The organism is Hydrogenophaga soli, from assembly GCF_054777695.1.
Window position 1 is genome coordinate 13,043 of record NZ_BAAHAK010000010.1, and the last position, 26,411, is coordinate 39,453.

Here is a 26,411-nt window from a genome sequence, read left to right on the forward strand (position 1 = left end):
GGGGTCGATGGCCATGGACGACGACGGCACCCTCCGCCCAGCAACGCCCCCCAAGCTGGGTTGGCGCAAGCAGCTCATTGGCAATGCGCTGGTGCTGCCGGTGCTGTTGTGGGTGGCCTTGCGCTGGAATTTGAAGGACGAACGCGAGGCCCCGGGCGTGAGCTGGCCCGCCCCGCTGTCGCTGGCCCCCGATCCCGATGCCCTGGTCCATGCCCTGATGGTGTGGGGCGGTGCCTTGCTGGTGGCCGCCCTGGTGGCGCGGCTGGCCTGGGCGCGTTGGGCCCGTCCGGGCACCCGTGTGCGGCAGGGGGTGTTGTGGGTGCTGCTGGCCTTGTGGGCCTTGGTGTGGCTGGGCGGGTCCTGGGCCGCTTGGCGTGAGCAGGCCAACCAACGCGGCTTGCAGGTGCAGCGGACCGAGTCGTTCAAGCTGGTGGCGGTGCAGGAAGTGCCTGCCTCGTCGCGTGGCGTGGGCGGTGCCCGCTTGTTTGTGGAGTGGCCCGAGCAAGGCGGCCTGCATCGGGTGGTGGTGGAAAACCCAACGCCCGCGCTGCTGGCCAAGCCCGAGCGTGTCACCCTGAAGCTGGCCCCGGGCCACTGGCAAGGCTGGTTTGTGTTGGGTTGGGAGCTGCCATGAAACTGCTGATCCTGGACCGCGACGGCACCCTCAACCTGCCGCGGGACGACTTCATCACCACCCCCGACGAATGGGTGCCCCTGCCCGGCGCCCTGGAGGCGGTGGCCCGCCTCAACCACGCAGGCTGGAAGGTGGTGCTGGCCAGCAACCAGCCCGGCATTGGCCGGGGCTTGCTGGATGTGACGGTGCTCAACGCCATCCACAACAAGATGAACAAGGCGCTGGCGGCGGTGGGGGGGCGCATCGAGGCGGTGTTCTACTGCCCGCACACCCCCGAAGACCAGTGCCGCTGCCGCAAGCCGGGGCCGGGCTTGTTCGAGCAGATCGGGGCGCGGTTTGGCGTGCCCTTGTCCGAGGTGCCTGCCGCGGGCGACTCGGTGTGGGACGCGCAGGCCGCGGCCTTGGCCGGGTGCCCCACCCATTTGCTGTTGACCGGCAACTCCGAGTGCCACCGCGATGGCAGCCTGCCACCGGGGCTGCCCCCGGGCACGCAGGTGCACCAGGACCTGCCCGCCTTTGTCGAAGTGTTGCTGACGCAGTATTGAAACTGTAGCTGAAGGTTCAATGAATAAAAGCGCTGGACCTGTTTTTGGTTAATCAAATGAATCTGATCCGTTCCCTGCTGCACCTGGTGTGGATGGCCGTCACCGTGATCCCGTGGAGCCTCGTGGTGGTGCTGTCCTCGGTGTTTGCCTCGCCCACCCGCATTTACTGGATGTGTGCGGCCTGGCTGCGCGTGGCGGTGCGCGGGGGCGAGGTCATCTTGGGCATCCGCAACGAGGTGCTGGGCCGTGAAAACCTGCCCACGGGCAAGACCAGCCCGGCGGTGCTGCTGGTGAAACACCAGTCCACCTGGGAAACCTTTTCCATGCCCACGCTGATGCCGCACCCCCTGGCCTACGTGTTCAAGAAGGAACTGCTGTACGTGCCGTTCTTCGGCTGGGCCATGGCGCGCATGGACATGATCCACATCGACCGCAGCAAGCGGGCCCAGGCCTTCAACCGGGTGGTGGAGCAAGGCCGCCGGCTGCTGGCGCAGGGCACCTGGGTCATCATGTTCCCCGAAGGCACGCGGGTCGATCGCGGCCAGAAGGGGGTGTACAAGTCGGGCGGGACCCGGCTGGCGGTGGAAACCGGTGCGCCGGTGATCCCGGTGGCCGTCACCTCAGGGCGGTGCTGGCCGCGCAAGGCGCTGATCAAACGCCCGGGGACCGTGGTGTTCTCCATCGGCCCTGCCATTCCCAGCGTGGGCCGTCAGCCCGACGAGCTGATGCGCGAGGTCGAGGCCTGGATCGAGGCGGAAATGCGCCGCCTGGACCCCGACGCCTACACCTGAGCGGCCCTGAGGCATGGCGCAACAGTTGAGCCTGCTGGACGGCCTGGAGGACGACGCCCCCCCGTCGGCCCCGCAGGTTTCCATGGACCCCGCGCCGACCCGGGCCCGCCCGCCCGCGGCCAAGCCGCGCCAGGAAGGACTCAATGCCCCGGCTTTGTTGGCGGTGTTGCCCCATCACCCCGAGGCCAATCGGCAGGCGCTGCTCAACGGCCAGCGGGTGGCCTACCTGCTGCGGCGGGGGCAGCGGCGCAGCATCGGGTTTGTGGTCAACGCCCAGGGCCTCACGGTCACGGCCCCGCGCTGGGCCACGCAGGGGGTGGTGGACACCGCGGTGCAGTCGAAGGCCGACTGGGTGCTGCGCAAACTGGTTCAGTCCGCGCAACAGCATGCCGCTCTGAAGGAGGCCACCGTGGTGTGGGCCGATGGCGTGGCCTTGCCCTGGCTGGGGCAGCCGCTCACGGTGCGGCTGGGACAGCCCGACCCCGGCACCCGCGTGCGGCTGGACGACGGCGTGTTGTGGGTGGCGTTGGCCAGTGGCGCGTCGGCCACCCAGATCCGCGACGCCGTGCAGGCGTGGATGATGTTGGGGGCCGAAGCCTATTTCCGCGCCCGCCTGGACCACCATGCCCCCTCCCTGGGGGTGCGCTGGACGCAGTTGCGCCTGTCGTCGGCCGCCACGCGCTGGGGCAGCGCCAAGGCCGACGGCTCCATCCGCCTGCACTGGCGCCTGATGCAGTTTGCGCCGGAGGTCATCGACTACGTGGTGGTGCACGAGTTGGCGCACCTGCGTCACATGGACCACAGCCTGCGGTTTTGGCAGACGGTGGCCAGTGTCATCCCCGACTACGCCGCTTTGCGTGCGCGCCTCAAGGGCGAGCGACTGCCGCCCTGGTGAGGTGAGTTGGCTTTATTGACGAAGCTCAATAAAGCCGCGAATCGGCGTCCGCTTGCGTTCGCCACTGGGTCTAATACCCGCCGACCGTTTGTAGGCGGGGAGCACATGGACACGTTTGAGTGGGATCAGAATTTCGTCACCGGCTTGGCCGAGGTGGACGAGCAACACCACATGCTGGTGGACCTGTTCAACGTGCTCAACACCTCGCTGTTTCACGGATCGACCACCACGGCCCAGGAGCTGGAGGCCATTTTCAGCCGCCTCACCCAGTACGCGGCCCGGCACTTTGCCGACGAGGAAACCCTGATGGCCCAACGGGGCCTGGACCCGCGACACACCGAGTCCCACCGCCAGCTGCATGTGCAGTTTGTGGAGCAGGTGCAGCGCATGTGGGCGCTGCGGCACAGCCTGCGCGATCCGTCCGAAACCATCATGGGCTTCCTGACCTCCTGGCTGGGCCTGCACATCCTGGGGGTGGACCAGTCCATGGCCCGCCAGATCCACTCCATGGACCAGGGGTTGTCCGCCACGGAAGCCTTCGACCGCGAGGTCCTGCACCACGACCCCGGCACCCAGGCCCTGCTGAAGATGGTGGGCAACCTCTACCACGTGCTGGCGCAGCAGAACGCCGACCTGGTCATGGCCAACCAGCACCTGGAGCAGCGGGTGCAGGAGCGTACCCAGGCGCTGGCCGAAGCCAATGCCGAACTGCAAGAGGCCAATGCCCAGTTGCAGGCGTTTTCGCGGCGCGATGGCTTGCTGGGCATTGCCAACCGGGCGTACTTTGATGAACGCCTGATCGAAGAGGTGGCCCGTGCCCGCCGCAACCGCCACATGCTGGGCGTGCTGATGATGGATGTGGACTTCTTCAAGCGTTACAACGACACCTACGGCCATCCCGCCGGAGACGCCTGCCTGAAGGCCGTGGCCCAGGCCGTGGGCGGGGTGATGGTGCGGCGCACCGATTTCTTGGCCCGTTACGGCGGCGAGGAGCTGGTGGCCCTGTTGCCCGACACGCCGCCGGACGGCGCCCTGAAAGTCGCATGGCGTGTGGTGGAGGCGGTGCGCGCCATGGCGCTGGCCCATGCTGCTTCCGATGCAGCCCCCGTGGTCACCCTCAGCGTGGGGGTGGCCAGTGCCGCACCCGATGAGCGGTCCGATGCGACCTTTGGCTCGCACCTGTTGGCACAGGCCGACATGGCGCTGTACCAGGCCAAACAAGCGGGTCGCAACCGGGCTTTTGCGGGCTGACGGGTCGGCGCACGGGGTTTACAGTCGGGCCATGGGGCCTGTTGCCTTGGCCCGGAGTGGACACCATGGATTTGTTTGTTTGGGACCGCAGCTTCAGCACAGGTTTGCAGGCCATGGACGACCAGCACCGTGGCCTGATCGACATCTTCAACGAGCTGCATCGCACCCAGTTCGACATTGCCTACCCGGCCGACAAGCGCGAGCTGGCCATGCGCCGGGCGTTCGACCGCCTGATGGCCTATGCCCGGGCGCAGTTTGCCAGTGAAGAAGCGTTGATGCAGGAGCAAGGGCTGGACGAGCGGCACCAGTTTGTGCACCGCCGCCAGCACGAGCAATTCATCCGCAACCTGCGCGAAATGTGGAACGACCGCCAGACCCTGCCCGATCTCAATGGTCGCATGATGGGTTTTCTGTCCTCGTGGATCGGCCTGCATGTGCTGGGCGTGGACCAGGCCATGGTGCGGCAGATGCGCCACATTGAAGCGGGGCAATTGCCCAGCGAAGTCTACGAACGCGAGTCCGCCGTGTCCGACAAGGGCTTGCGGGCGCTGCTGAACATGGTGGGGCGCCTGTACCACGACCTGTCCACCCAAACCCAGGGTTTGGCCGATGCCGAGCGGCAGATGGCATCGCTGGCCCAGCGCCTGGAGGTGCATGCCCGGTTTGACGAGTTGTTGCAGGTGGCCAACCGGCGGTATTTCGACCAGCGGCTGTCGGAAGAAGTGGCCCGTGCGTTTCGGGGCGAACAGCCCTTGGCCGTGCTGGTGGTGGGCCTGGACCATTTTGGGGGCACGGTCGATCCACAGGCGCTGGCGGTGGTGGACGACTGCTTGCGCACCGTCACCCAGGCCGTGGCCGGGGCCATGAAGCGCACCACCGATTTTGTGGCGCGGCACAGCGACCATCGGTTGGTGGTCATGATGCCCGAGACCGACCGCAACGGCGCGGCCCAGGCCGCCTTGCGGCTGGTGCACACGGTGTCGGCCTTGCAGTTGCCGCACCCCTTGTTCCCCGCTGTCGGGGTCACGGTCAGCGTGGGCGTGGCCGGGTGGGTGCCGCGCAGCCGGGACGATGCCCCCCTGCTGCTGTCCGAGGCTGAGGCCGCACAGGTCCTGGCCCGTCAGCAGGGTGGCAACCGCCACGCCGTGGCCTGAGGGCGCACTGGGGACGGTTCAGGCAATGAGGCCCTGGCTGCGGGCCCAACGCTCCAGGCCTTCGGCATTCACCGGCGGGCTGAACAGGTAGCCCTGGGCTTCGTCGCACCCCTGCATGCGCAGCCAGGCCAGTTGGCCTGGAGTCTCCACCCCTTCGGCAATGGTGCGCAACCCCAGGCTGCTGGCCAGGCCGATGATGGCGCTGGCAATGGCCTTGTCGTCGGGGTCGGTGGTGATGTCTTGCACAAAGCTTTTGTCGATCTTGAGCTTGGCGGCCTTGAAGCGTTTGAGGTAACTCAGCGACGAGTAGCCGGTGCCAAAGTCGTCGATGGCCATGCGCACGCCCAGGGCCCCGATCTCGTCCATGGCCACCACGGCCCCCAGGGGGTCGCTCATGGCCACGCTTTCGGTCAGTTCCAGCTCCAGGCACTCGGGCGGCAGGTCGTATTCGTGAAGCACCTGGTCCACCAGGATGGACAGCCCCGCATGCCGGAACTGCACGGCCGAGAGGTTGACGGCCATCACCATCTTGCCCATGCCCTGGTCCATCCAGGCCTTGGCCTGTTGCACCGCGGTGCGCAGCACCCATTCGCCAATGGGGAGGATGAGGCCATTGCTTTCCGCCATGGGAATGAACTCGCCCGGCGACACCACGCCCAGGGTGGGGTGTTGCCAACGCACCAGGGCTTCCACGCCCACCAGGTGCCCGTCGGCCAGCGACACCTGTGGCTGGTACACCAGTTGCAGTTCGTTCTTTTCCAGGGCACGGCGCAAATGGCTTTCCAGCGTGAGCGTGCGGCTGGAGCGCACCTGCATGTCGGTGGTGAAGAAGCGGTAGGTGTTGCGGCCTTCTTCCTTGGCGCGGTACATGGCCACGTCGGCCGCCTTGGACAGGCTGTTGAAGTCGGTGCCGTCGTTGGGGTACAGGGCAATGCCGATGGACAGTGTGACGGTCACGTCATGCCCCTCGATGCGCACCGATTCCGCGTGGCTGGCCATGAGCTTTTCGGCCACCTGCGCGGCCTGCACCGGTCCGCAATTGGGCAGCAGCAGCACAAATTCGTCACCGCCCTGGCGCGACAGCGTGTCTTCCGTTCGCACCGACGCGGACAGGCGGCGTGTGGTCTCGATCAGCAACTGGTCGCCCGCAGGGTGGCCCAGGGTGTCGTTGACGTGTTTGAAGTGGTCCAGGTCAATGAACATCAGCGTCAGCGGGCTGCCCTGGCGCTTGGCCAGGCTCAGGGTTTGGGCAAACCGGTCGGTCAGCAGCTGGCGATTGGGCAGCCCGGTGAGCGTGTCGAAATAGGCCAACCGGTGGATCTGCTGCTCGGCCACCTTGCGCTGGGTGATGTCTTCCTTGATGGCCAGGTAGTGGCTGACTTCGCCGCTGGCTTGCTTGACGGGGGAGATGCGCACCGCCTCCACGTACTCGGTGCCGTCCTTGCGGCGGTTGATGAACTCGCCTTGCCAGGCGTGCCCCTGGCTCAGTCGGGCCCACATCTCCTGGTACACCGTGGCGGGGGTCTTGCCGGATTTCAGGATGGCGGGGTTTTGTCCCAGCGCTTCTTCGAGGGTGTAGCCGGTGATGTCGAGGAAGGCGCGGTTGGCGTACTGGATGCGGGCGTGGAGGTCGGTGATGACGATGGAGTTGGAGCTTTGCTCCACGGCCAGCGACAGTTGCCGCAGCATCTGTTCGTTGTGGGCGCGTTCGATGGCCAGGCCCGCCAGTTGGGCCCCCTGTTCCAGCGCGGTGATTTCGTGCGGCAGGGGTTCACGCGGGGTGGCGCTGTACATGGCAAACGTGCCTTGCACTTGGCCCAGTGGGCCTTTGATGGGGATGGACCAGCAGGCTTGCAGGTTGTACTGCTGGGCCAGTCCGCAATAGGGCGACCACAGCTCATCACACGCGATGTTGCCGACGATCACCGTTTTCCCGTGGTAGGCCGCGGTGCCGCATGAGCCCACTTTGGGCCCAATGGGCAGGCCGTCGATGGCCTGCAGGTAACTGGCGGGCAGGCGGCTGGCGCTGGCCGGGTGCAGGGTTTGGTGGATGGGGTCCAGCTTCAAGATCGAGCCCGTCATGCCGGGCAGCAACTGCTCGTAGCCTTCGATCAACAAGGCCAGCACCTCGGCCAGGGGGGTGTTGAGCACCAGGCGTTCCAGGATGCGGCGTTCGATGTCGGCCACCAGCTCCAGTTGCTTGCGCACCGTGATGTCCACCAGCACGCTGTGCACCTGTCGGGCGTGGCCCTTGGGGTCCAGTTCCACCCAGGAGTGGTCGTCGATCCAGCGCCAGTGGCCCTCAGCGGCCGCCACCCGGTACGATTGGTTGAAGCTGTGTTCCTGCCGGGCCAGGTGCTGCAAGGCGTCGTGCATCACGCGCTGGCGGTCGTCGGGGTGGATCAGGGTTTCGTACGATTGCCGATCGGCCATCCAGCGCTGAGCTTCGTACCCCCACTGGCGAACGTTGTCGCTCACAAACACGATGGGGCTGCCCGGCTCCGGCGTCCATGACACCGCGATCACCGGAGAGCGGTTGAGGGTGTGCGACAGCTGTTCCAGCAGTGCGGCCTGCTCCTTGCGCTTTTGGATGTCCATGGTCACGCCCACGGCCCGCAGGGCCTGGCCCTCGGGCGAGCGTTGCACCACCTGGCCCCGCGTCTGCACCCAGCGCCATTGCCCGTCCAGGCCGCGAACCTGGTACTCCACGTCGATCTTGCCGTCGCCCTCGGGGCGCAGCGAATGGCGGAGCTTGGCGCTGACCTGGTCCACCTGGTCCTGGTGGATCATGGCCATGAAGCCTTCCATGGGCCGGGTGGCGGTGGTGTTGCCATCGCCGCCCATCAACCGCACCATGTGGGGGCTGTAGTCGATGCGGTCTTTGGCGGCGTCGAAATCCCAGAACCCCAGCAAGGCGGCGCTGGCGGCCAGGTCCACCCGCTCCTCGGCCATGCGGGTGCGGGACTGCAGGTGCTTCTGCTCGGCCTGCATCTGGTTTTGCCAGATCTGCAAGCCCAGGGCCGACATCAGGTCGTGCGACAGCAGCATGCCCACCAGATGGCCTTGCTCATCCTCCACCACCAGGTGCCGGATGGCCAGGGCGTGCATCTTCTGGGCGGCTTCGCTCAGCCACGCCTTGTGGTCGATGGCGTGGATGCGGGGCAGGGCCAGGGCGGACAACGGCTGGTCCAAAAGGCCGGGCATGGGGTGGTCCAGCATCAGGCGGGGGATGTCGCGTTCCGTCAACACCCCCAAGGCCCGCCCACCGCTCACCACCACCACGTAGTTGCCGTGGTGCGCCCTCATGGTGTCCAGCGCCGCGGCAAACGGGGTGTGCGGGGACAGCACGGGCAAGTCCTGCTGCATGACGCTGGTCAGGCTGCCCATGCGCTGGAGCACGGTGGCGTCCAGGTGGTTGCGGAAATCGGTCTCGCTGGCCATGCCGACGATGGCCCCCTGGTCGTTGGTGGCCAGCAGGTGTCGAAAACCCTCCACCGACATGCGTGCCCACGCAGATTCGAACAGCATGTCCTGCGGCACGGTGTACAGCGGGCGGCTCATCACCTGGTGGGCCGGGGTGGTCATGGAGCGCCCTTCGCCCAGCAGGCGCAGAAAGTCGCGCTCGGTGAGGATGCCCACGGGGGTGTCACCGTCGCGCAGCACCACGCTGGAAATCTGGGCGCGGGTCATGGCGGTGGCCACGTCAGACAAGGGCGCGGCGTGGTCCAGCCACTCGATGTGCCGGGTCATGATGTCGCTCAGCTTCAAGGGCGCTGTTCCGGTGGACGAGGAGGGTGGGGTCACGGTGTCACACGTCAGACGATGTCAAGAAGCCTGACACTGTACGGGCAGTTGGGGCGCATGCCCCAAATGATGAGTGCACCGGGCGGGCTTCGTCCGTTTGCGGCGATGGGTCCACGGGGTACGATGGCAGCCTTGCCTCACGTTGGAGCCATGGGAACACCCACTTACACCATCAGCGACCTCGCCCGCGAGTTCGACCTCACCACCCGGGCCATCCGGTTCTACGAGGACATGGGCCTGCTCTCGCCCACCCGCACCGGGCCGGGCGGTCGCGTGCGCCAGTACAGCGCACGCGACCGCACCCGCCTCAAGCTGACCTTGCGGGCCAAACGCCTGGGGCTGTCCCTGACCGAGGCCAAGGACATCATCGACATGTACGACAGCCCGCGGGACACCGCCCCGCAGCTGGAGAAATTCCTCAAGGTGCTGGCCGAGCACCGTCGGCAGCTGGAGGAACAGATGGCCGACCTGCTGGCCAACCTCGACGAAGTCAAGCTGCACGAAAAGCAGGCCCGCGCCCTGCTGGTCAAAACCCGCAAAGACGCCGATTCCCCCGCTTGAGCCCACGCCCGTCGGTGGGCGCATGGGTTGACGCGGCCCCGTTTGGGTTGATAATTGACGTTTACGTAAACGTAAATCAAGCGTGTGGCAAACGCTGGCACCGGGGCTTCAAGAGTTTTGAGCCAAATTGGCCTCTAGCGCTTTATCCATAAGCACAGTCAGCTATTTTTTCAGGAGACAACATGACCCAGCTTCCCGGCCTCAACTTCATGCTTGGCGAAGACATCGACGCGCTGCGCGACGCCGTGCGCGACTTCTGCGTCGCCGAAATCGCCCCCCGCGCCGCCGAAATCGACAAGAACGACCAGTTCCCCATGGACCTGTGGCAGAAGATGGGCAGCCTGGGCGTGCTGGGCATCACCGTGCCCGAAGAGTTTGGTGGCGCCAACATGGGCTACCTGGCCCACATGGTGGCCATGGAGGAAATCAGCCGCGCCAGCGCCTCGGTGGGCCTGAGCTACGGCGCGCACAGCAACCTGTGCGTCAACCAGATCAAGCGCAACGGCAACCAGGCCCAGAAGGAAAAGTACCTGCCCAAGCTGATTTCCGGCGAGCACGTGGGCGCGCTGGCCATGAGCGAGCCGGGCGCGGGCTCCGACGTCATCAGCATGAAGCTGAAAGCCGAGGACAAGGGTGGCTACTACCTGCTCAACGGCAGCAAGATGTGGATCACCAACGGCCCCGACGCCGACACCATGGTGGTCTACGCCAAGACCGAACCCGAAATGGGCGCTCGGGGCGTGACGGCCTTCATCGTTGAAAAAGGCATGAAGGGCTTCTCCACCGCGCAAAAGCTCGACAAACTGGGCATGCGCGGCAGCCACACCGGCGAGATGGTGTTCAACAACGTGGAGGTTCCCGAGGCGAACATTTTGGGCGGCCTGAACATGGGCGCCAAGGTGCTGATGAGCGGGCTGGACTACGAGCGTGCCGTGCTGGCCGCCGGGCCCATTGGCATCATGCAGGCCGTGATGGACAACGTGGTGCCCTACATCCACGACCGCAAGCAGTTCGGCCAGAGCATTGGCGAGTTCCAGCTCATCCAAGGCAAGGTGGCCGACATGTACACCGTGCTGCAGGCCGGGCGCTCCTTCCTGTACACCATTGGCAAGAACCTCGACCAGCTGGGCACCGAGCACGTGCGCCAGGTGCGCAAGGACTGCGCCAGCGTCATCCTGTGGTGTGCCGAGCAGGCCACCAAGATGGCCAGCGACGGCGTGCAGATTTTCGGGGGCAACGGCTACATCAACGAGTACCCGCTGGGCCGCCTGTGGCGCGACGCCAAGCTGTACGAAATTGGCGCGGGCACGTCGGAAATCCGCCGCATGCTGATTGGCCGCGAACTGTTCGCCGAAACCTGCTGATCCATCAGCCTGACGTGTTGTGGGGTTGCTGCGGTGCAGCATGCCCTCGGCCACAATGCACGGCATGAACCATCCCCTTCAAAACCTCATCGACGCCAACCGCCGCTGGGCCGCCCAGGTCGAGCTGGAGCGCCCGGGTTATTTCAAGGCTCTGGCGCAGCAGCAAAACCCCAAGTACCTGTGGATCGGCTGCTCCGACAGCCGGGTGCCCGCCAACCAGATCACCGGGTTGGAGCCGGGTGAGGTGTTCGTGCATCGCAACATCGCCAACGTGGTGGTGCACTCCGACTTGAACGCCCTGTCGGTCATCCAGTTTGCCGTGGAGTACCTCAAGGTGGAGCACATCCTGGTGGTGGGTCACTACGGCTGCGGCGGCGTGCTGGCCACGTTGCGGGGCATGCGCGTGGGGCTGGCCGACAACTGGCTGCGCCATGTGCACGACGTGAAAATGCGCCACCGCAAGCGCCTGGACCACCTGCCCGTGGAGGTGCAGGAAGACGTGCTGTGTGAGATGAACGTCATCGAACAGGTGGGCAACGTGGCCCTGACCAATGTGCTGCAGGACGCCTGGGCCCGGGGCCAGAAGGTGTCGGTCCACGGCTGGTGTTACGGCCTGAAAGACGGGCTGGTGAAGGACATGGGTGTGTCCATGTCCGGCCCGCACGAGGTGATGGACGTGTTTCGCAAGGCCCTCAAGCGTTACCCACGGGCGGGCATGAGTGCCACGGCGTCGGGCATTTTGGTGCCTGGGGGCGGGTCGTGAAACCACCCCGGCTGGACTCGCCGGTGGCGCATGAGATCGCCAAGGCGTTGATGGACGGCTTCAACCGCCATTACCGCCTGTTCCGCGCCGAGTCCGCCCGGGCCAAGCACCGCTTCGAAACCGCCGACTGGCGCGGCCAGCAGCGGGCGCAGAAGGAGCGCATCGAGTTCTACGACCTGCGCGTCAAGGAATGCTCCAAGCGGCTGGAGAGCGAGTTTGCCGCCTCCCAACAGCCCATGGACGTGTGGCACCAGGTCAAGCTGCTGTACGTGGGCATGCTGATCGACCACAAGCAGCCCGAGCTGGCCGAGTCGTTCTTCAACTCGGTGACCACCAAGATCCTGCACCGCACCTATTTCCAGAACGACTTCATCTTCGTGCGCCCCGCGGCCAGCACCGAGTACATCGAGAACCAGGACCCGGCGCACAAACCCACCTACCGCTCTTACTACCCCAAGGCGGGCTCGGTGCTGGAGGACATCCGGCGCATGGTGCGCGACTTTGCGCTGCACCTGCCGTTCGAAGATTTCGACCGTGACACCCGCTGGGTGCACGAGCGCCTGCTGCCCCTGTACGAACACCGGCGGCTGCGGGCCAATTTCCAGATCCAGGTGCTCTCCAGCCTGTTCTACCGCAACAAGGGCGCCTATGTGGTGGGCAAGCTCATCAACGGTTTTCAGGAGCTGCCGTTTGCACTCCCCATCCTGCACAACGCGCAGGGGCGGCTGGTGATCGACGCGCTGCTGCACGGCGAGGACGACCTGCTCATGCTGTTCAGCTTTGCGCGGGCCTACTTCATGGTGGACATGGAGGTGCCCAGCGCCTACGTGCAGTTTCTGCGCAGCCTCATGCCGCGCAAACCCCGGGCCGAGTTCTACAACGCCCTGGGCCTGGCCAAGCAGGGCAAGACGCTGTTCTACCGCGACTTCTTGTTCCACATGCGGCACAGCACCGACGCGTTTCGCACCGCGCCGGGCATCAAGGGCATGGTCATGCTGGTGTTCGATCTGCCCAGCTTTCCGTTCGTCTTCAAGGTCATCAAGGACTATTACCCGCACCAGAAGGACACCACCCGCGAGCAGATCCGGGGCAAGTACCTGCTGGTCAAGCAGCACGACCGGGTGGGGCGCATGGCCGACACGCTGGAGTTCTCCAACGTGGCCTTTCCACTGGCGCGGTTCGAGCCCGAGCTGGTGGCCGAGTTGCAGAAGTTCGCACCCAGCCAGCTGGAAATTTCCGACCGTGATGGCGACGGCCAGGTGGAACTCATCCTCAAACACGTGTACATCGAGCGGCGCATGATCCCGCTCAACCTCTACCTGCAAGAGGCGTTTGACGTGCTGGCCCCCAACAGCGGGGCCGACGACACCGCGCTGCGCAAGGCCACCGAGCAGCTCACCCGGGCCGTGGTCGAGTACGGCAACGCCATCAAGGACCTGGTGGCGGCCAACATCTTCCCGGGCGACATGCTGTGGAAGAACTTCGGCATCACCCGCCACGGCAAGGTGGTGTTCTACGACTACGACGAAATCGAGTACGTCACCGACTGCCACTTCCGCCGCGTGCCCCCGCCCCGCAACGAGGAGGACGAACTGTCCGGCGAGGTCTGGTACCCGGTGGCCCGGAACGATGTGTTCCCCGAAACCTTTGGCCCCTTCCTGCTGGGCAACCCGCTGGTGCGCCAGGTGTTCATGGCCCACCATGCCGACTTGCTGGACGCCGAGTTCTGGCAAAGCCATCAGGCCCGCATCCGCGAGGGGCATGTGCACGACGTGTTCCCCTACGAGCAGGACAAGCGGTTCCGCCCCAGCGCCCACCACGCGGCCTCGCCCTGGTCCATCTGAAGGGGCGGTGATTGATATTGTTTTTGTAGCTGCTTACGCTTTCATATAAAGCGCTAGGTGCCATTTTCATGTGTAAAACAGGAGAAGCCATGTCCCTCAACCCTGATGCCATCGTCATCGTCGGCGCCGCCCGCACCCCCATGGGGGCCTTCCAGAGCGACTTCGCCTCGCTGGCCGCCCATGATTTGGGCGGCGTGGCCATCCAAGCCGCCGTCGCGCGGGCGGGCATTGCGCCCGAATTGGTGACCGAGGTGCTGTTCGGCAACTGCCTCATGGCCGGTCAAGGCCAAGCGCCCGCCCGCCAGGCCGCGTTCAAGGGTGGTCTGCCCCAAAGCGCCGGCGCGGTGACGCTTTCCAAGATGTGCGGCTCCGCCATGCGTGCCGCCATGTTTGCGCACGACATGCTGCTGGCCGGCAGCCACGAGGTGCTGGTGGCCGGGGGCATGGAGAGCATGACCAACGCGCCCTACCTCATGCTCAAAGGCCGGGGCGGCTACCGCATCGGCCACGACCGCATTTACGACCACATGATGCTCGACGGCCTGGAAGACGCCTACCAACCCGGCCGCAGCATGGGCACCTTCGGTGAAGACTGCGCCGCCAAGTACAGCTTCACCCGCGAACAGCAGGACGCCTTTGCCACCGCCAGCGTGCAGCGCGCCAAGGCCGCCACCGAAAGCGGTGCGTTTGCCGCCGAAATCGCCCCCGTGACCGTCAAGGGCCGCGGCGGCGACGTGGTGGTGTCCATCGACGAAGGCCCGGGCAAGGTCAAGCTGGACAAGATCCCCACCCTCAAACCCGCGTTCAAGAAAGACGGCACCATCACCGCCGCCAGCAGCTCCAGCATCAACGACGGGGCCGCTGCGCTGGTGATGATGAAGGCCAGCACCGCTGCGAAGTTGGGCTGCACGCCCCTGGCACGCATCGTGTCGCACGCCACCCACGCCCAGGCACCGGAATGGTTCTCCACCGCCCCGGTGGGTGCTTCGCAAAAGGCGCTGGCCAAGGCCGGTTGGGCGGTGGGGGAGGTGGACCTGTGGGAAATCAACGAGGCTTTTGCCGTGGTGCCCATGGCCCTGATGGCCGAGCTGAACGTGCCGCACGACAAGGTCAACGTCAACGGCGGGGCCTGTGCGCTGGGCCACCCCATCGGGGCCAGCGGGGCACGCATCATGGTCACCCTCATCCACGCCCTCAAGGCCCGTGGCCTGAAGAAAGGCCTGGCCACCCTGTGCATCGGCGGCGGTGAAGCCACCGCCGTGGCGCTGGAAGTGCTCTGACCCGCAGAAAGCCCCCCATGTTGTTGACCGAAGACCAAACCATGGTGCGCGACGCCGTTCGCGCCTTTGTGCAGGAACAAATCTGGCCCCACGCCCCGGCGTGGGACAAGGCGCACACCTTCCCCCAGGACGTTCACAAGGGCCTGGCCGAGCTGGGCTGCTACGGCATCTGCGTGCCTGAGGAACAGGGCGGCGCGGGCCTCAATTACCAGACGCTGGCGCTGGTGTTGGAGGAAATCGCCGCGGGCGATGGCGGCGTGAGCACCACCATCAGCGTGACCAACTGCCCGGTCAACGCCATCCTCATGAAGTACGGCAACGCCGCCCAGCAAGACCAGTGGCTGCGCCCACTGGCCGTGGGCGACATGCTGGGCGCGTTCTGCCTGACCGAGCCGCATGTGGGCTCTGATGCGTCGGCCCTGCGGACCACCGCTGTGCGGGTGGCCGCTTCCGGTGACGGGACCACTGCGGCGAAGGATGGCGACCACTACGTGCTCAACGGCGTCAAGCAGTTCATCACCAGCGGCAAACATGCCGACCTGGCCATCGTCATCGCCGTGACCGACAAGGCAGCGGGCAAACGCGGCATGAGCGCTTTCATCGTGCCCACGGCCACGCCGGGTTACGTGGTGGCTCGCCTGGAGGACAAGCTGGGCCAGCACAGCAGCGACACCGCGCAGATCAACTTCGAAAACTGCCGCATCCCCGCCGCCAACCTCATTGGCGCGGAGGGCGAGGGTTACAAGATCGCCCTCAGTGCCCTGGAGGGCGGGCGCATCGGCATTGCCGCGCAAAGCATCGGCATGGCGCGCAGTGCGTTTGAATGTGCGCTGAGGTATTCGAAAGAGCGCGAGAGCTTCGGCCAACCCATCTTCAACCACCAGGCGGTGGGTTTCAAACTGGCCGACATGGCCACGCAGATCGAGGCGGCCCGCTCGCTCACCCACCACGCCGCCGCCTTGCGCGACGCCGGGCAGCCCTGCCTGAAAGAGGCGGCCATGGCCAAGCTGTTCGCCAGCGAAATGGCCGAGCGGGTGTGCAGCGACGCCATTCAGATCCATGGCGGCTACGGCTACGTGAGCGACTTTCCGGTGGAGCGCATCTACCGCGACGTGCGGGTGTGCCAGATTTACGAAGGCACGTCTGACGTGCAAAAAATCCTCATCCAGCGCGCGCTGGCGCAGGCATGAGCGTGCCGTCTCCGGCTGACGACGGCCCCTGCCCCTGTGGCCGCCAGCTCAAGGGCAAGGCGCTTCGGTTGTCGGACTGCTGCGGGCCTTACCTGGGCCAGCCACAGCACATCCCCGATGCCGAGGCCCTCATGCGCTCCCGCTACACCGCCTTTGTGCGGGGCGATGTGGCGCACCTGCGGCTCACCTGGCACGCCACCACCTGCCCGACCGACCTGACGCTGGACCCCACCCAGCGCTGGCTGGGGCTGGAGGTGCGCCAGCACCGCGTGCTGGATGCCACCCATGCCGAGGTGGAGTTTGTGGCCCGCTCCCGCATCGGCGGGCGGGGCGTGCGGCTGCACGAAACCAGCCGCTTTGTGTGGGAGCAGGGTCAATGGTGGTACGTGGACGGGGACCTGCGCTGAGGGTGCATTCCGCGTTATCCTCGCGGTCCCTGGTTTACCCCTTCACCGGAAGTTCTCAGCATGGAATGCACCGTCACCTGGACCGGACACAGTGGCACCCGCTCGGCCATGGGTTTTGTGGCCGAAACCGGCAGCGGCCACGTTTTGACCATGGACGGCGCCCCCGACGCCGCCAAGCCTGAAAACGGTGGGGCCAACCTGGCTCCCCGGCCCATGGAAACCGTGTTGGCGGGCACGGGCGGCTGCACGGCCTACGACGTGGTCCTCATCCTCAAACGCGGGCGGCACGATGTGCGCGGCTGCAGCGTCAAGCTCACCAGCGAGCGGGCCGACACCGATCCCAAGGTGTTCACCAAGATCCACATGCAGTTCACGGTCACGGGCAAGGGCATTCCCGCTGCGGCGGTGGAGCGGGCCATTGCCATGAGCCACGATAAATACTGCTCGGCCAGCATCATGCTGGGCAAAACGGCCACCATCACCACCGGTTTTGACCTGATCGAAGTCTGAGCGTCGTCGGCCTCAGATCCGGTGGGCCACGGTGGTCATCACCTTGGCCGCACCTTTCATCAGCCATTTCACCGGCAGGGGCACTTCCGCAGCCCCTGCCTGTTGTGCTTGGCGGGCGTGGCGGATTTCGTCGTCCCGCATCCGGGTCACCACCGTGCGCGAGGCGTGGTCTTGCGCAGGCAGCTTTTGCAAGTGGCTGTCCAGGTGCGCCTCCACCTGGCGCTCGGTTTCCACCACAAAACCCAGGCTGGCCGCAGTGCCCACCCGGCTGGCCAGCAGCCCGATGCTGAACGCCCCGGCGTACCACAACGGGTTCAGCAGCGAAGGGCGTGCACCCAGTTCGGCCATGCGCTGGCGGGTCCAGGCCAAGTGGTCGCCTTCTTCGTCCGCCGCGGCCTCGAAATGCCGGGCCAGGGCGTCATCCTGGGAGAACACCCGGGCCCCCAATGCTTGCGCGGTGTACAGGGCCTGGGCACACACCTCTCCCACATGGTTGACGCGCATCAAAGCGCCTGCAGCGTCTTTCTCGTAAGCCGAGAGCGGGGTTGACGGGGTGTCCGGCTGTGGCATGGCCCCTCGGGCGGGCGTGGGGGCCAGCAGTGCGCGCAAGGTCGCGTCCAGAGATCGCAGCAAAGGGTCTTGAAGCATGCCGAATTTTCCAATGAATTCAATGGGTAAGCAGCCATCAATTTTTCATTCAAGAAAAATGCACCAAAAAAGTGCCGTGTTGTGATGGTGCAACGATGCACAGAATGGGGTTGCCGAAAAGACAGGCAATCTTTGCCGAACGCGCAACGTTCTGGTGCAATTGGAGCAACTTCCCAAAACGGAGGTTGGTTTGCGGGCCACGCCCAATGCCTCTTTTTTCAACCTTGGAGATAACCTCAATGAAAAAGACCCTGATTGCACTGGCTGCTGTGGCCGCCACCGGTGCCGCCTTCGCCCAATCTTCCGTGACCCTGTATGGCGTGGCCGACGTTTCCGTGGCCAAAGCCACTGGTGCCAAAGTGGCCGCTTCTGCCAATGGCCTGCTGAACAACGGCAACAGCCGTTGGGGCCTGAAGGGTTCTGAAGACCTGGGTGGCGGTCTGAAGGCCAACTTCGTGTTTGAAGCCGGTGTGAACTTGGCCACGGGTGCCACCGATGCCAACACCTTCCAACGCAACGCATTCCTGGAGCTGGCCGGTGGTTTCGGTTCTGTGCGCGCTGGCCGCAGCCTGTCCCCCACCTTCTACGGCATTGCTGCCTATGAGCTGACGGGTGCCGCCAACTATGCGGTGATTGGCACGAAGTTCGCCTTCACCAACTCTACCCGCAACGACGCCATGATTGCCTACACCACCCCCAACATGGGTGGCCTGACCGCAACCCTGGGTGTCAAGCTGGCTGGCAACAACGCTGGCAAGCAAAAGGTTGACATGAATGTCATCTACAAAGCAGGTCCCGTGGTCGCTGGCCTGACCTACGCCAAGGTGGATGGCGAAAAGAAGAGCATTTCTCTGGGCGGTTCTTATGACCTCGGCACTGTCAAGGTGGCAGCCGGTTTCTTTGATCCGGCCGATGCGCGCAAGGGCTTCTCTCTGGGTGCTTCCGCTCCCCTGGGCCCTGTGACCCTGACGTTTGACCTGGCTCGCGACACCGGCTCTGCCGTCAAGTCCACCGACTACGTGCTGGAAGGCAAATACGCTCTGTCCAAGCGCACCTTCGCTTACGGCGTTCTGCACCGCGCCGGTGCTACGAGTGTCAACACCTACGGTGTGGGCGTTCGCCACAACTTCTGATGACGCCGGTTGGCGTTTTGCGCCAACCTTCAGTCTGAAAAGCCCGCTTCGGCGGGCTTTTTTGTGTCTGGAATTTGTGTCCGAGGTTTCGGGGGACTCAGGGCCGGTGAGGGTTTGCGCTGAAAGTGGGTGGAGGGCCAGCCCCACCCAAGTCCTGCCTCGCTGCCCAAGGGCCTTTCTTTGGGCTGTGCTCAATCAATCACGAGTGGGCATAAAAAAACCCCGGTCCGAGGACCGGGGTTTTTGAGCTGAATTCCTCGGAAGGAGGAGATCAGAACTTGTGGTTCACGCCAACGGCCCACAGGTCCTTGCCAACTTGGTTGGCAGCGCGGATACCAGCGTAAGCGGTGGTGCGCTTGGACAGAGCGTAAGCAGCGGCAACGCTGAATGCGCGGGAGGTGGAGCCGGAGCCGGACACTTTGGAGCTGGCGAAGCCAACGGAAGCGGTCAGAGCACCAGAGACGGGGATGTCAGCGCCCAACTGGTAAGAGTTGGTGCGAGCGCCCACGGCAGGCTTGGTGGTGTAGTAGCTGGCCATCAGCTTGGCGGAACCCAGGTCATAGGAACCGTTCAGCATGGTGCCCTTTTGGACGGGAGCCAGGGTGGTGTTCTTGTTGTCTTCGTAGCCCAGAGCCACGGCCAGGGGGCCTTGAGCGTAGGTCACGTTGAAGGCGCTGGTCTTGCCGGCGGTGGCGTTGCCATTCAGCTGGGTGCTGACAGCAGCGGCGAAGCCGTTGAAGTTGGGGGTTGCGTAGTACAGCTGAGCAACAGCTTCACCAGCGTAGCCATTCAGCCACACGCCGCCAGCGTTGGCAGACAGGGCGGAGTCAAAACCGCTGTTGCCAGCGCCGAACACGTCGTCCAGGGCGTTCCAGCTCTTGCCCAGCTTGACGGTACCGAAACCGCCGCTGAAGCCAACGTTGGCTTGGCGGGTGAAGCCGGCGGAGGTGGAACCGTCGCCCAGGTTGACCTTTTGTTCGAATTGGAAGTTGGCCTTCAGACCGCCACCCAGGTCTTCAGAACCTTTGATGCCCCAGCGGCTGGAAGCCACGCCGCCGGAACCGGCTGCCACTTTGGAGCCGGGAGCGTCGCTGTCGCCAACATAGATGTCAGCAACACCGTACAGGGTCACGGAAGACTGAGCAGCGGCAATGCCGGCAAAAGCCATGGCGGCCAGTGCAACGAGAGATTTTTTCATGGGGGATCCTTTGAACAGTGAACAAAAGGGGTTGTGTGCTTGGAAGTTGCCCTGTGTGCCAGGGTATGACCACACCAGCAACAACGGTGTCAATGTAACGAAATGGCGGGCCGGTGTCTCGGTTTTGGGCCAAAAACGAGGGTGGGCTTTGCGCTAAAAACAACAACTCTTAACCACGCTGACAGGGTGGCTTGCTTTGGGGGAAACCCTGATCATGGCCCTGGCTCGGGTGGGCATTTCGGGTGGGCACACCAGAGACAGGGCATTGATGCATACTTTGTCAGCTCCAGCTGAACGGTGTTTTGACCCATGCTTTGCTTTTCGGATTGCCGAGGGGCATGCTTGAGCCCGGTGGGTTTCATGACGCTGTCACGGATGGGCCTTTTTTGTCATGACCCGAATCAAACTCACGCCGTCTGCCGTGCGCTACCGAGCGCAAGGCCAAGCTTTTGCCCATATTGCCCAGTTCTTGCCCGAACTGACGGCATTGCGTCGCGATCTTCACGCTCATCCAGAGCTGGGCTACGAAGAGCTGTACACCGGCAAGCGGGTGGTGGATGCGTTGAAGGTTTGTGGCGTGGATGAAATCCACACCCAAGTGGGCAAAACGGGCATTGTGGCGGTCATCCATGGCCACCGGCGTGACAGCGGGCGCATGTTGGGTCTGCGGGCCGACATGGATGCCTTGCCCATGACGGAGCACAACGATTTTCCCTGGCGATCCACCCGTCACGGGGTGATGCATGGTTGCGGACACGACGGCCACACGGCCATGCTGGTCGGTGCTGCCCGTTATTTGGCGGAAACACGCCGGTTCAATGGCTCTGCCGTGCTGATCTTCCAGCCCGGGGAAGAAGGCCATGCCGGGGCCAAGGCCATGATCGACGACGGTTTGTTCGAGCGGTTTCCGGTCCAGTCGGTCTACGCCATGCACAACTGGCCGCAGATGCGGCCGGGCACCGTGGGCATCAATCCGGGGCCGATGATGGCCGCTGCCGACCGGGTGACCATCCACATCACCGGCAAGGGCGGTCATGGGGCGCATGCCTACCTGACGGTGGACCCCGTGCTGGTGGCCGCCCACATCATCACGGCGGTGCAAAGCATTGTGTCGCGCACGGTGCGCCCGCTGGACAGTGCGGTCATCAGCCTGTGTGCCATGCAGGCAGGCGATTTGGGGGCGTTCAGTGTGGTGCCGGGTGAGGCCACCTTGGTGGGCACGGTGCGCACGTTCAATCCGGTGGTGCAGGCACTGGTGGAGCAGCGATTGCATGAGATCTGTTCCGCGGTGGCGTTGGGCTTTGGGGCCACCGCCAGTGTGCAGTTCGAGCGCATCTACCCGGCCACGCTCAACACGCCCGAGGACGCCAGCTTCGCTGCCGATGTGGCCGAGTCCATCGTGGGCCCTGATCATGTGGATCGGGAGATGGAGCCCAGCATGGGGGCCGAAGACTTTTCGTTCATGCTGCAAGCCAAACCTGGCGCCTACCTGCGGCTGGGCCAGGGGGCGGAGAACGGTGTGGGCAGTTGCTTCTTGCACAACGCCCGGTACGACTTCAATGACGATGTGTTGCCGCTGGGCGCGGCTTTGCATGCCGGCCTGGTCGAGCAGGGCATGCCGTTGGTTTCAGGATCTGTTGGCTGAATCCGCGTGTGGCGCTTTTGGGATGTGCTTTTTGCGCTCCATTTGTTGTTGTGCTGGTGCTTTGCTGTTGCTGCAGTGGGCGGCTTGACCGGCCTGCAAAAGAGATGCATCAAATTTGGTAGCAACAGGTTTAATTGAATAAAGCGCAAGAGGTTAAAAATGTTCCAAATTTTTGCCTCTGGATGGCTGCGACTGGTGGTGAGCGTTCTTGCGGTGCTGATCGTGGCCCCAACCCTTGCTGCGGCGCAGACCCGCATCGTGCGCACCGAGGCCACCCGAGCCACGCCGGACAGCCCGGCCATGCGGGCGCTGAACGCCACGTCCATGTCGTCCGACGCCTCCGTTTCCATGCACTGGCCCGATGTCCTGGAGGCCTTGGGGTTTCCTTCGGAGGCGATGGCGTTGCGCCATCACCTGGCGGGCGTGTGGGTTCGCCAATTGCAGGGCCAAGCCGCCGCGCCCGCACCCACGGTGGGGCAGGGGGTGGAAGAAGGGGGTGCCGCCATGGCTCGCCAGCCCCAGCCCGCCACGCCGCAGGCTTGGCAGCAGGTGGTGCAACGGTCGTTGCGCTTCCAGCGTGAGGAGCGATCCCCGCCCATTCCCGGCGAGATCGAAGGCCTTCGTGCGCAGCTGCTGGAGGTGCTGCCCGGTGTGTGGGCTCACCACCAGACCGATGGGCGTGTGCGCGGGTTGTTCATGTGGGGATGGCTTACGTCACAGGTCACGGTGCCACTCACGCTGGGGCCGTTCGATCTCGTGGCCTTGAACCGGGTGGGTGGCGCCCCGCAGCGTTGGCACTGCGAGTTGCCTCGTGGCGCGGCCCCTTTGGCCTTGATGCCCGGGACGTCTCAGGCTTGGCTGTGCCGAAGCGCCAATCCGGAGTCGTGGCCGCCGGGGCATCCGCTGGAGGAGGGCCTGCTGGCGGCCGAAGTGGCCCGGGAATGGCGCATTGAAGCCCTCGACTTTGACCGCCCGCAGGCCTATGCAGCCTTGGTGACCACGCTGGGTTGGCGACACAAGGACCAAGCCCAAGCCTTCCTGCGGCAGCATGGGTCGTGCGAGCAGTTGGGGCGGTGTGCAGGGATGGAGGCTACCGTGGTCAGCCAGGGGGTGCGGGGGGCGGTCGAAGTGGCTCCGAGTCGCGAACAGGCCCATGGGGGGGGCTGCGCTGCGGAAGCTGGTCGACCGGGTGCTCCCCTGGTTGATGTTGCTGGGGGGATTCGTGGTGTACGCGCTGGTGGCGCGTGGCCTGTCCAACCGGGTGGCGGCCGTGCTGCTGTGGGCGGGCGGCATGGTGTGGGCCGTGATGCTCGTTCGCCAGCTGTGGGGCATGAACTGGGCCGACAGCTGGGGCGGGCTGGTGGTGATCCCTGCGACCGGCATGCTGCTGGTGGGCCCGTTTGTGGTGGCCGGGCTGGCGTATGGCGGCTACGAGTTGTGTGTGAACCCCGAGGCCAGACGCAACGCCTCTCGCGCGTTCTGGGGATTCATGCTGCTGTTGGCGGGGGTGTTGCTGGTCCGCCTGGTGTCTTTGCTGACCGGGGTGGACTGAACTGGGCGATGTGTTGTGGGGCTCAGGCGTAGCGCTTGCTGCGCAGGTTGTTCTTCATTTCCTTCAGCAGCGGCTGCAGCTTGTTGCCGCCAATGCGCAAGGCCACGCAGGTGGCCAGCACGTCCACGATCATCAGGTGCATGAGCCGCGAGGTCATGGGGCTGTAGCGGTCATAACCCTCGGGGTGGTCTGCGGCCAGGTGGATGTGTCCGGCGGCGGCCAGGGGGGAGCCACTGGCGGTGATGACGATGGTGGTGGCTCCGTGTTTGCGGGCGATGTCGGTGGCATCCATCAGGTCGCGGGTGCGGCCCGAGTTGCTGATGACCACCAGGCAGTCGCCCGGGCGCAGCATGCTGGCGCTCATGACCTGCATGTGGCCGTCGCTGTAGGCAATGGTGTGCAAGCCCAGGCGGAAGAACTTGTGCTGCGCGTCCTGCGCCACGATGCCGGAGTTGCCCGCCCCGAAGAATTCGATGCGTTTGTTGTGGGTGTGGGCGTTGACGATGGCATCCACCGCCTTTTCGATGGCGTGGGTGGAGGCATCGTTGCGGTATTTCAGGAAGGCCGCCACCGTGTTGTCGATGAGCTTGACCATCACGTCACCGACCTTGTCGTCCACATCCACGCTGCGGTGGATGAAGGGCACGCCCTCGCTGACCGTGCCCGCCAGCTTCAGCTTGAAGTCGCTCAGGCCGTCATAGCCCATGCTGCGGCAGAACCGGACAACCGTGGGTTTGCTGACGTGGGCCCGTGCGGCCAGCTCGGTGACCGGCAGGCTGGCAAAGGTGCGAGGGTCCAGCAACACCAATTTGCCCACGCGTTGTTCTGCGGGAGCCAACGAGGACAAGGAGGCTTTGATGCGTTCCAACATGACGGGTGGTTACGAAAATCGGTGAAACAAGATTACCTCTGGAATAATACCCTGCATGAACCAGCTTGACGCACTCAAAGCCCACACCACCGTGGTCGCGGACACCGGCGACTTTTTGCAAATTGCCCAGTACAAGCCCCAGGATGCGACCACCAACCCGTCGCTCATCCTCAAGGCCGTGCAAAAGGCCGAGTACGCCCCGCTGCTGGCGCAGACCCTGGCGCGGTTTGGTGACCGCGATCTGGGCGAGGTCATGGACCGGCTGCTGGTGCGGTTTGGTTGTGAAATCCTCACCCACATTCCTGGGCGCGTGTCCACCGAGGTCGATGCCCGCCTGAGCTTTGACACCACGGCCACCGTGGCCCGGGCCCGTCGCCTCATCGAGCTGTACCAGGCCGAGGGTGTGCACATCGACCGGGTGCTGATCAAGATCGCGTCCACGTGGGAGGGCATCCAGGCCGCCCAGCAACTGGAGCGCGAGGGCATCCACACCAACCTGACGCTGTTGTTCGGTTTTGGTCAGGCCGTGGCCTGCGGGCAGGCCAAGGTTCAGTTGATTTCGCCGTTTGTGGGGCGCATTTACGACTGGTACAAGAAGCAGGCCGGAGCGTCGTGGGATGAGGCCGCCCGTGCGGGGGGCAACGACCCCGGCGTGCAGTCGGTCACGCGCATCTTCAACTACTACAAGCGCCACGGCATCGCCACCGAGGTCATGGGGGCCAGCTTCCGCAACATCGGGCAGATCCAGGCCTTGGCCGGTTGCGACCTGCTCACCATTGCGCCCGAACTGCTGGCGCAGCTGGCCGCGTCCGACGCCCCGTTGTCTCCCGCCTTGGACGCCCAGGCGGCCCGGGCCATGGACATCGAGCGCGTGCAACTGGACGAAGCCGCCTTCCGCTTCGCCCTGAACGAAGACGCCATGGCCACTGAAAAACTGGCCGAAGGCATCCGCGCCTTTGTGGCCGACGCCATCAAGCTGGAAGCGCTGATGAAGGTTTGACGCCCTGCGGCCCTGGGCCGCAGCCGGATGTCGAGGGCAGCCTGAGAGACGGAGGTTGCCTGCCGTTTTCCCCTGCTCGGGTTTGCACCAATGTTGGAAGCGTGGGACTTGAACAAATAATTTGTTCGTCGTCCTTACTAAGTGCGTGGTCATGCATGCGGCAAGGCGATGGCTCTGCCGAGCCCATTCATAACCAAAGGCCTGCAACAGGCCGAGCAACTGGAGACGCGTATGAAATTCAAGGCAACACTGTCCACCCTGGCGCTGAGCTTGGCCAGCGCCGGTGCGTTCGCTCAGGTGGTGGGGGTGAGTTGGTCCAACTTCCAGGAAGAGCGCTGGAAGACGGACGAGGCGGCCATCAAGGCCCAGTTGGCCAAGGATGGCGCCTCCTACATCAGCGCGGACGCCGGGGGCTCGCCCGAGAAGCAGCTGGCCGACATCGACAGCCTGATCGCCAAAGGCGCCAAGGCCCTGATCATCCTGGCCATGGACAAGGACGCGATCCTGCCCGCGGTCAACAAGGCCAACCAACAAAAAATCCCGGTGGTGGCCTACGACCGCCTGATCGAAGCGCCCGGGGTGTTCTACATCACCTTTGACAACGTGGAGGTGGGGCGTGCGCAGGCGCGGGCCGTGTTCGAGGCCAAGCCCAAGGGCAACTACGTGATGATCAAAGGCTCGCCGACCGACCCCAACGCCAACTTCTTGCGGGGTGGTCAACAGGAAATCATCGACGCTGCGGTGAAGAAGGGTGACATCAAGATCGTGGGTGAGGAATACACCGAGGGCTGGAAGCCCGAAGTGGCCCAGAAGAACATGGAGCAAATCCTCACCAAGACCGGCGGCAAGGTGGATGCGGTGGTGGCCTCCAACGACGGCACCGCCGGTGGTGTGGTGGCCGCACTGACGGCCAAGGGCATCAAGGGCATTCCCGTGTCCGGCCAGGACGGCGACCACGCCGCCCTGAACCGTGTGGCCTTGGGCACACAGACCGTGTCGGTGTGGAAAGACGCCCGTGACCTGGGGCGTGATGCCGCCGCCGCCGCCGTGACCCTGGCCAAGGGCCAGAAGGTGGCCGGCGCCCAGACCTGGAACGGGGGCGAGAAGAAGGTGGCGCTGCAAGCGCAGTTCCTCAAACCCGTGCCCATCACCGCCAAGAACCTGGACGTGGTGGTCAAGGCCGGTTGGATCAAGAAGGAAGACCTCTGCAAGGGGGTGGACGCCGCCAAGGCTCCCGCAGCCTGCAAGTGACGCCTGCGGGCGAGGCCTGAGACCGCAGGCATGGGCTTGCCTGCGGTCCCCTTTTTGTACCCTTGGAGAGCGTTTGTGAACCTGGTCTTCAATGCCCTGAAACAAGCCGCCATTGACTGG

At 64.8% G+C, this 26,411-nt stretch carries 23 protein-coding genes; 19 read left to right on the forward strand and 4 right to left on the reverse strand.

The genetic code is table 11. The features are described from left to right. Positions 1-7 precede the first annotated feature (7 nt). The 6 genes from ACYVB7_RS16555 (at position 8) to ACYVB7_RS16580 (ending at position 5,270) form a co-directional block, all read left to right on the forward strand. A complete protein-coding gene (locus ACYVB7_RS16555) occupies positions 8-634 on the forward strand; it encodes a hypothetical protein (protein WP_460509587.1) in 627 nt (208 codons plus the stop codon). Continuing rightward, positions 631-1,179, forward strand: a complete 549-nt coding sequence (gene gmhB / locus ACYVB7_RS16560; protein ID WP_460509589.1) for an HAD family hydrolase — start codon at positions 631-633, stop codon at positions 1,177-1,179. The genes ACYVB7_RS16555 and gmhB overlap by 4 nt, the downstream gene beginning before the upstream one ends. A 56-nt stretch (positions 1,180-1,235) precedes the next feature. Next, a complete protein-coding gene (locus ACYVB7_RS16565) occupies positions 1,236-1,970 on the forward strand; it encodes a lysophospholipid acyltransferase family protein (protein ID WP_460509590.1) in 735 nt (244 codons plus the stop codon). Between the two features lie 13 nt (positions 1,971-1,983). Further along, positions 1,984-2,865 (forward strand): M48 family metallopeptidase, encoded by an 882-nt coding sequence (locus ACYVB7_RS16570; RefSeq protein ID WP_460509592.1) that lies wholly within the window; start codon positions 1,984-1,986, stop codon positions 2,863-2,865. Between the two features lie 105 nt (positions 2,866-2,970). Further along, positions 2,971-4,116, forward strand: a complete 1,146-nt coding sequence (locus ACYVB7_RS16575) for a GGDEF domain-containing protein (protein ID WP_460509594.1) — start codon at positions 2,971-2,973, stop codon at positions 4,114-4,116. A 65-nt stretch (positions 4,117-4,181) separates the two neighbouring features. Continuing rightward, positions 4,182-5,270 carry a diguanylate cyclase domain-containing protein gene (locus tag ACYVB7_RS16580; RefSeq protein ID WP_460509596.1) on the forward strand — a complete coding sequence of 363 codons (1,089 nt, stop codon included), beginning with the start codon at positions 4,182-4,184 and terminating at the stop codon, positions 5,268-5,270. Positions 5,271-5,288: 18 nt separating this feature from the next. Here the strand turns inward: ACYVB7_RS16580 and ACYVB7_RS16585 are convergent, their stop codons facing one another. Then, entirely contained in the window at positions 5,289-9,074 is a 3,786-nt protein-coding gene (locus ACYVB7_RS16585; RefSeq protein WP_460509597.1) for an EAL domain-containing protein, read from the reverse strand. Between the two features lie 123 nt (positions 9,075-9,197). On the opposite strand from ACYVB7_RS16585, the gene ACYVB7_RS16590 reads away from it, so the two are divergent. From ACYVB7_RS16590 to ACYVB7_RS16625, 8 genes are all read left to right on the forward strand, one after another. Then, on the forward strand, positions 9,198-9,635 hold the full coding sequence (locus tag ACYVB7_RS16590) for a MerR family transcriptional regulator (RefSeq protein WP_460509598.1): 438 nt from the start codon (positions 9,198-9,200) through the stop codon (positions 9,633-9,635). A gap of 182 nt (positions 9,636-9,817) precedes the next feature. Then, positions 9,818-10,999 (forward strand): isovaleryl-CoA dehydrogenase, encoded by a 1,182-nt coding sequence (locus tag ACYVB7_RS16595; protein ID WP_460509599.1) that lies wholly within the window; start codon positions 9,818-9,820, stop codon positions 10,997-10,999. Between the two features lie 64 nt (positions 11,000-11,063). Further along, complete coding sequence (gene can / locus ACYVB7_RS16600; RefSeq protein ID WP_460509600.1) at positions 11,064-11,762, forward strand: carbonate dehydratase; 699 nt, start codon at positions 11,064-11,066, stop codon at positions 11,760-11,762. Further along, on the forward strand, positions 11,759-13,606 hold the full coding sequence (aceK, locus tag ACYVB7_RS16605; protein ID WP_460509601.1) for a bifunctional isocitrate dehydrogenase kinase/phosphatase: 1,848 nt from the start codon (positions 11,759-11,761) through the stop codon (positions 13,604-13,606). Before can ends, aceK begins: the two co-directional genes overlap by 4 nt. Positions 13,607-13,695: 89 nt before the next feature. Further along, positions 13,696-14,886 carry a thiolase family protein gene (locus ACYVB7_RS16610; RefSeq protein WP_460509602.1) on the forward strand — a complete coding sequence of 397 codons (1,191 nt, stop codon included), beginning with the start codon at positions 13,696-13,698 and terminating at the stop codon, positions 14,884-14,886. A 17-nt stretch (positions 14,887-14,903) separates the two neighbouring features. Then, on the forward strand, positions 14,904-16,076 hold the full coding sequence (locus tag ACYVB7_RS16615; protein WP_460509603.1) for an acyl-CoA dehydrogenase family protein: 1,173 nt from the start codon (positions 14,904-14,906) through the stop codon (positions 16,074-16,076). Then, on the forward strand, positions 16,073-16,483 hold the full coding sequence (locus ACYVB7_RS16620; protein ID WP_460509604.1) for a YchJ family protein: 411 nt from the start codon (positions 16,073-16,075) through the stop codon (positions 16,481-16,483). The genes ACYVB7_RS16615 and ACYVB7_RS16620 overlap by 4 nt, the downstream gene beginning before the upstream one ends. A 60-nt stretch (positions 16,484-16,543) precedes the next feature. Continuing rightward, positions 16,544-16,993 carry an OsmC family protein gene (locus ACYVB7_RS16625; protein ID WP_460509605.1) on the forward strand — a complete coding sequence of 150 codons (450 nt, stop codon included), beginning with the start codon at positions 16,544-16,546 and terminating at the stop codon, positions 16,991-16,993. A gap of 12 nt (positions 16,994-17,005) precedes the next feature. Here ACYVB7_RS16625 and coq7 read toward each other — a convergent pair whose 3' ends face one another. Next, positions 17,006-17,641, reverse strand: coding sequence for a 3-demethoxyubiquinol 3-hydroxylase (gene coq7, locus ACYVB7_RS16630; RefSeq protein WP_460509606.1), 636 nt, complete (start codon positions 17,639-17,641; stop codon positions 17,006-17,008). A gap of 239 nt (positions 17,642-17,880) precedes the next feature. On the opposite strand from coq7, the gene ACYVB7_RS16635 reads away from it, so the two are divergent. Further along, the gene (locus ACYVB7_RS16635; protein WP_460509607.1) at positions 17,881-18,774 is read left to right on the forward strand and encodes a porin; all 894 of its coding nucleotides are present in this window, start codon (positions 17,881-17,883) and stop codon (positions 18,772-18,774) included. A 271-nt stretch (positions 18,775-19,045) separates the two neighbouring features. Here the strand turns inward: ACYVB7_RS16635 and ACYVB7_RS16640 are convergent, their stop codons facing one another. Then, entirely contained in the window at positions 19,046-19,972 is a 927-nt protein-coding gene (locus tag ACYVB7_RS16640; RefSeq protein ID WP_460509608.1) for a porin, read from the reverse strand. 391 nt (positions 19,973-20,363) lie between these two features. On the opposite strand from ACYVB7_RS16640, the gene ACYVB7_RS16645 reads away from it, so the two are divergent. Further along, a complete protein-coding gene (locus ACYVB7_RS16645) occupies positions 20,364-21,617 on the forward strand; it encodes a M20 aminoacylase family protein (protein ID WP_460509609.1) in 1,254 nt (417 codons plus the stop codon). Positions 21,618-22,806: 1,189 nt separating this feature from the next. Beyond that, positions 22,807-23,169, forward strand: coding sequence for a hypothetical protein (locus tag ACYVB7_RS16650; RefSeq protein WP_460509610.1), 363 nt, complete (start codon positions 22,807-22,809; stop codon positions 23,167-23,169). Between the two features lie 22 nt (positions 23,170-23,191). Here ACYVB7_RS16650 and ACYVB7_RS16655 read toward each other — a convergent pair whose 3' ends face one another. Next, a complete protein-coding gene (locus ACYVB7_RS16655; protein WP_460509611.1) occupies positions 23,192-24,040 on the reverse strand; it encodes a MurR/RpiR family transcriptional regulator in 849 nt (282 codons plus the stop codon). A 55-nt stretch (positions 24,041-24,095) separates the two neighbouring features. Between ACYVB7_RS16655 and tal the strand changes: the two genes are divergently transcribed. Both tal and xylF read left to right on the forward strand, forming a co-directional pair. Continuing rightward, positions 24,096-25,040: a transaldolase gene (gene tal, locus ACYVB7_RS16660; protein WP_460509612.1), complete on the forward strand. Its 945-nt coding sequence runs from the start codon at positions 24,096-24,098 to the stop codon at positions 25,038-25,040. 231 nt (positions 25,041-25,271) lie between these two features. After that, positions 25,272-26,291 carry a D-xylose ABC transporter substrate-binding protein gene (gene xylF, locus ACYVB7_RS16665; RefSeq protein ID WP_460509613.1) on the forward strand — a complete coding sequence of 340 codons (1,020 nt, stop codon included), beginning with the start codon at positions 25,272-25,274 and terminating at the stop codon, positions 26,289-26,291. Positions 26,292-26,411: the final 120 nt, after the last annotated feature.

Bases quoted from the DNA above. Each gene is read 5' to 3' on its own strand.
- ACYVB7_RS16640 (WP_460509608.1), bottom strand. From the start codon at position 19,972: ATGAAAAAATCTCTCGTTGCACTGGCCGCCATGGCTTTTGCCGGCATT.
- ACYVB7_RS16565 (WP_460509590.1), top strand. From the start codon at position 1,236: ATGAATCTGATCCGTTCCCTGCTGCACCTGGTGTGGATGGCCGTCACC.
- ACYVB7_RS16595 (WP_460509599.1), top strand. From the start codon at position 9,818: ATGACCCAGCTTCCCGGCCTCAACTTCATGCTTGGCGAAGACATCGAC.
- xylF (WP_460509613.1), top strand. From the start codon at position 25,272: ATGAAATTCAAGGCAACACTGTCCACCCTGGCGCTGAGCTTGGCCAGC.
- ACYVB7_RS16620 (WP_460509604.1), top strand. From the start codon at position 16,073: ATGAGCGTGCCGTCTCCGGCTGACGACGGCCCCTGCCCCTGTGGCCGC.
- ACYVB7_RS16580 (WP_460509596.1), top strand. From the start codon at position 4,182: ATGGATTTGTTTGTTTGGGACCGCAGCTTCAGCACAGGTTTGCAGGCC.
- coq7 (WP_460509606.1), bottom strand. From the start codon at position 17,641: ATGCTTCAAGACCCTTTGCTGCGATCTCTGGACGCGACCTTGCGCGCA.
- gmhB (WP_460509589.1), top strand. From the start codon at position 631: ATGAAACTGCTGATCCTGGACCGCGACGGCACCCTCAACCTGCCGCGG.
- ACYVB7_RS16575 (WP_460509594.1), top strand. From the start codon at position 2,971: ATGGACACGTTTGAGTGGGATCAGAATTTCGTCACCGGCTTGGCCGAG.
- ACYVB7_RS16625 (WP_460509605.1), top strand. From the start codon at position 16,544: ATGGAATGCACCGTCACCTGGACCGGACACAGTGGCACCCGCTCGGCC.
- ACYVB7_RS16645 (WP_460509609.1), top strand. From the start codon at position 20,364: ATGACCCGAATCAAACTCACGCCGTCTGCCGTGCGCTACCGAGCGCAA.
- ACYVB7_RS16615 (WP_460509603.1), top strand. From the start codon at position 14,904: ATGTTGTTGACCGAAGACCAAACCATGGTGCGCGACGCCGTTCGCGCC.
- ACYVB7_RS16655 (WP_460509611.1), bottom strand. From the start codon at position 24,040: ATGTTGGAACGCATCAAAGCCTCCTTGTCCTCGTTGGCTCCCGCAGAA.
- can (WP_460509600.1), top strand. From the start codon at position 11,064: ATGAACCATCCCCTTCAAAACCTCATCGACGCCAACCGCCGCTGGGCC.
- ACYVB7_RS16635 (WP_460509607.1), top strand. From the start codon at position 17,881: ATGAAAAAGACCCTGATTGCACTGGCTGCTGTGGCCGCCACCGGTGCC.
- tal (WP_460509612.1), top strand. From the start codon at position 24,096: ATGAACCAGCTTGACGCACTCAAAGCCCACACCACCGTGGTCGCGGAC.
- ACYVB7_RS16555 (WP_460509587.1), top strand. From the start codon at position 8: ATGGCCATGGACGACGACGGCACCCTCCGCCCAGCAACGCCCCCCAAG.
- ACYVB7_RS16590 (WP_460509598.1), top strand. From the start codon at position 9,198: ATGGCAGCCTTGCCTCACGTTGGAGCCATGGGAACACCCACTTACACC.
- ACYVB7_RS16570 (WP_460509592.1), top strand. From the start codon at position 1,984: ATGGCGCAACAGTTGAGCCTGCTGGACGGCCTGGAGGACGACGCCCCC.
- ACYVB7_RS16610 (WP_460509602.1), top strand. From the start codon at position 13,696: ATGTCCCTCAACCCTGATGCCATCGTCATCGTCGGCGCCGCCCGCACC.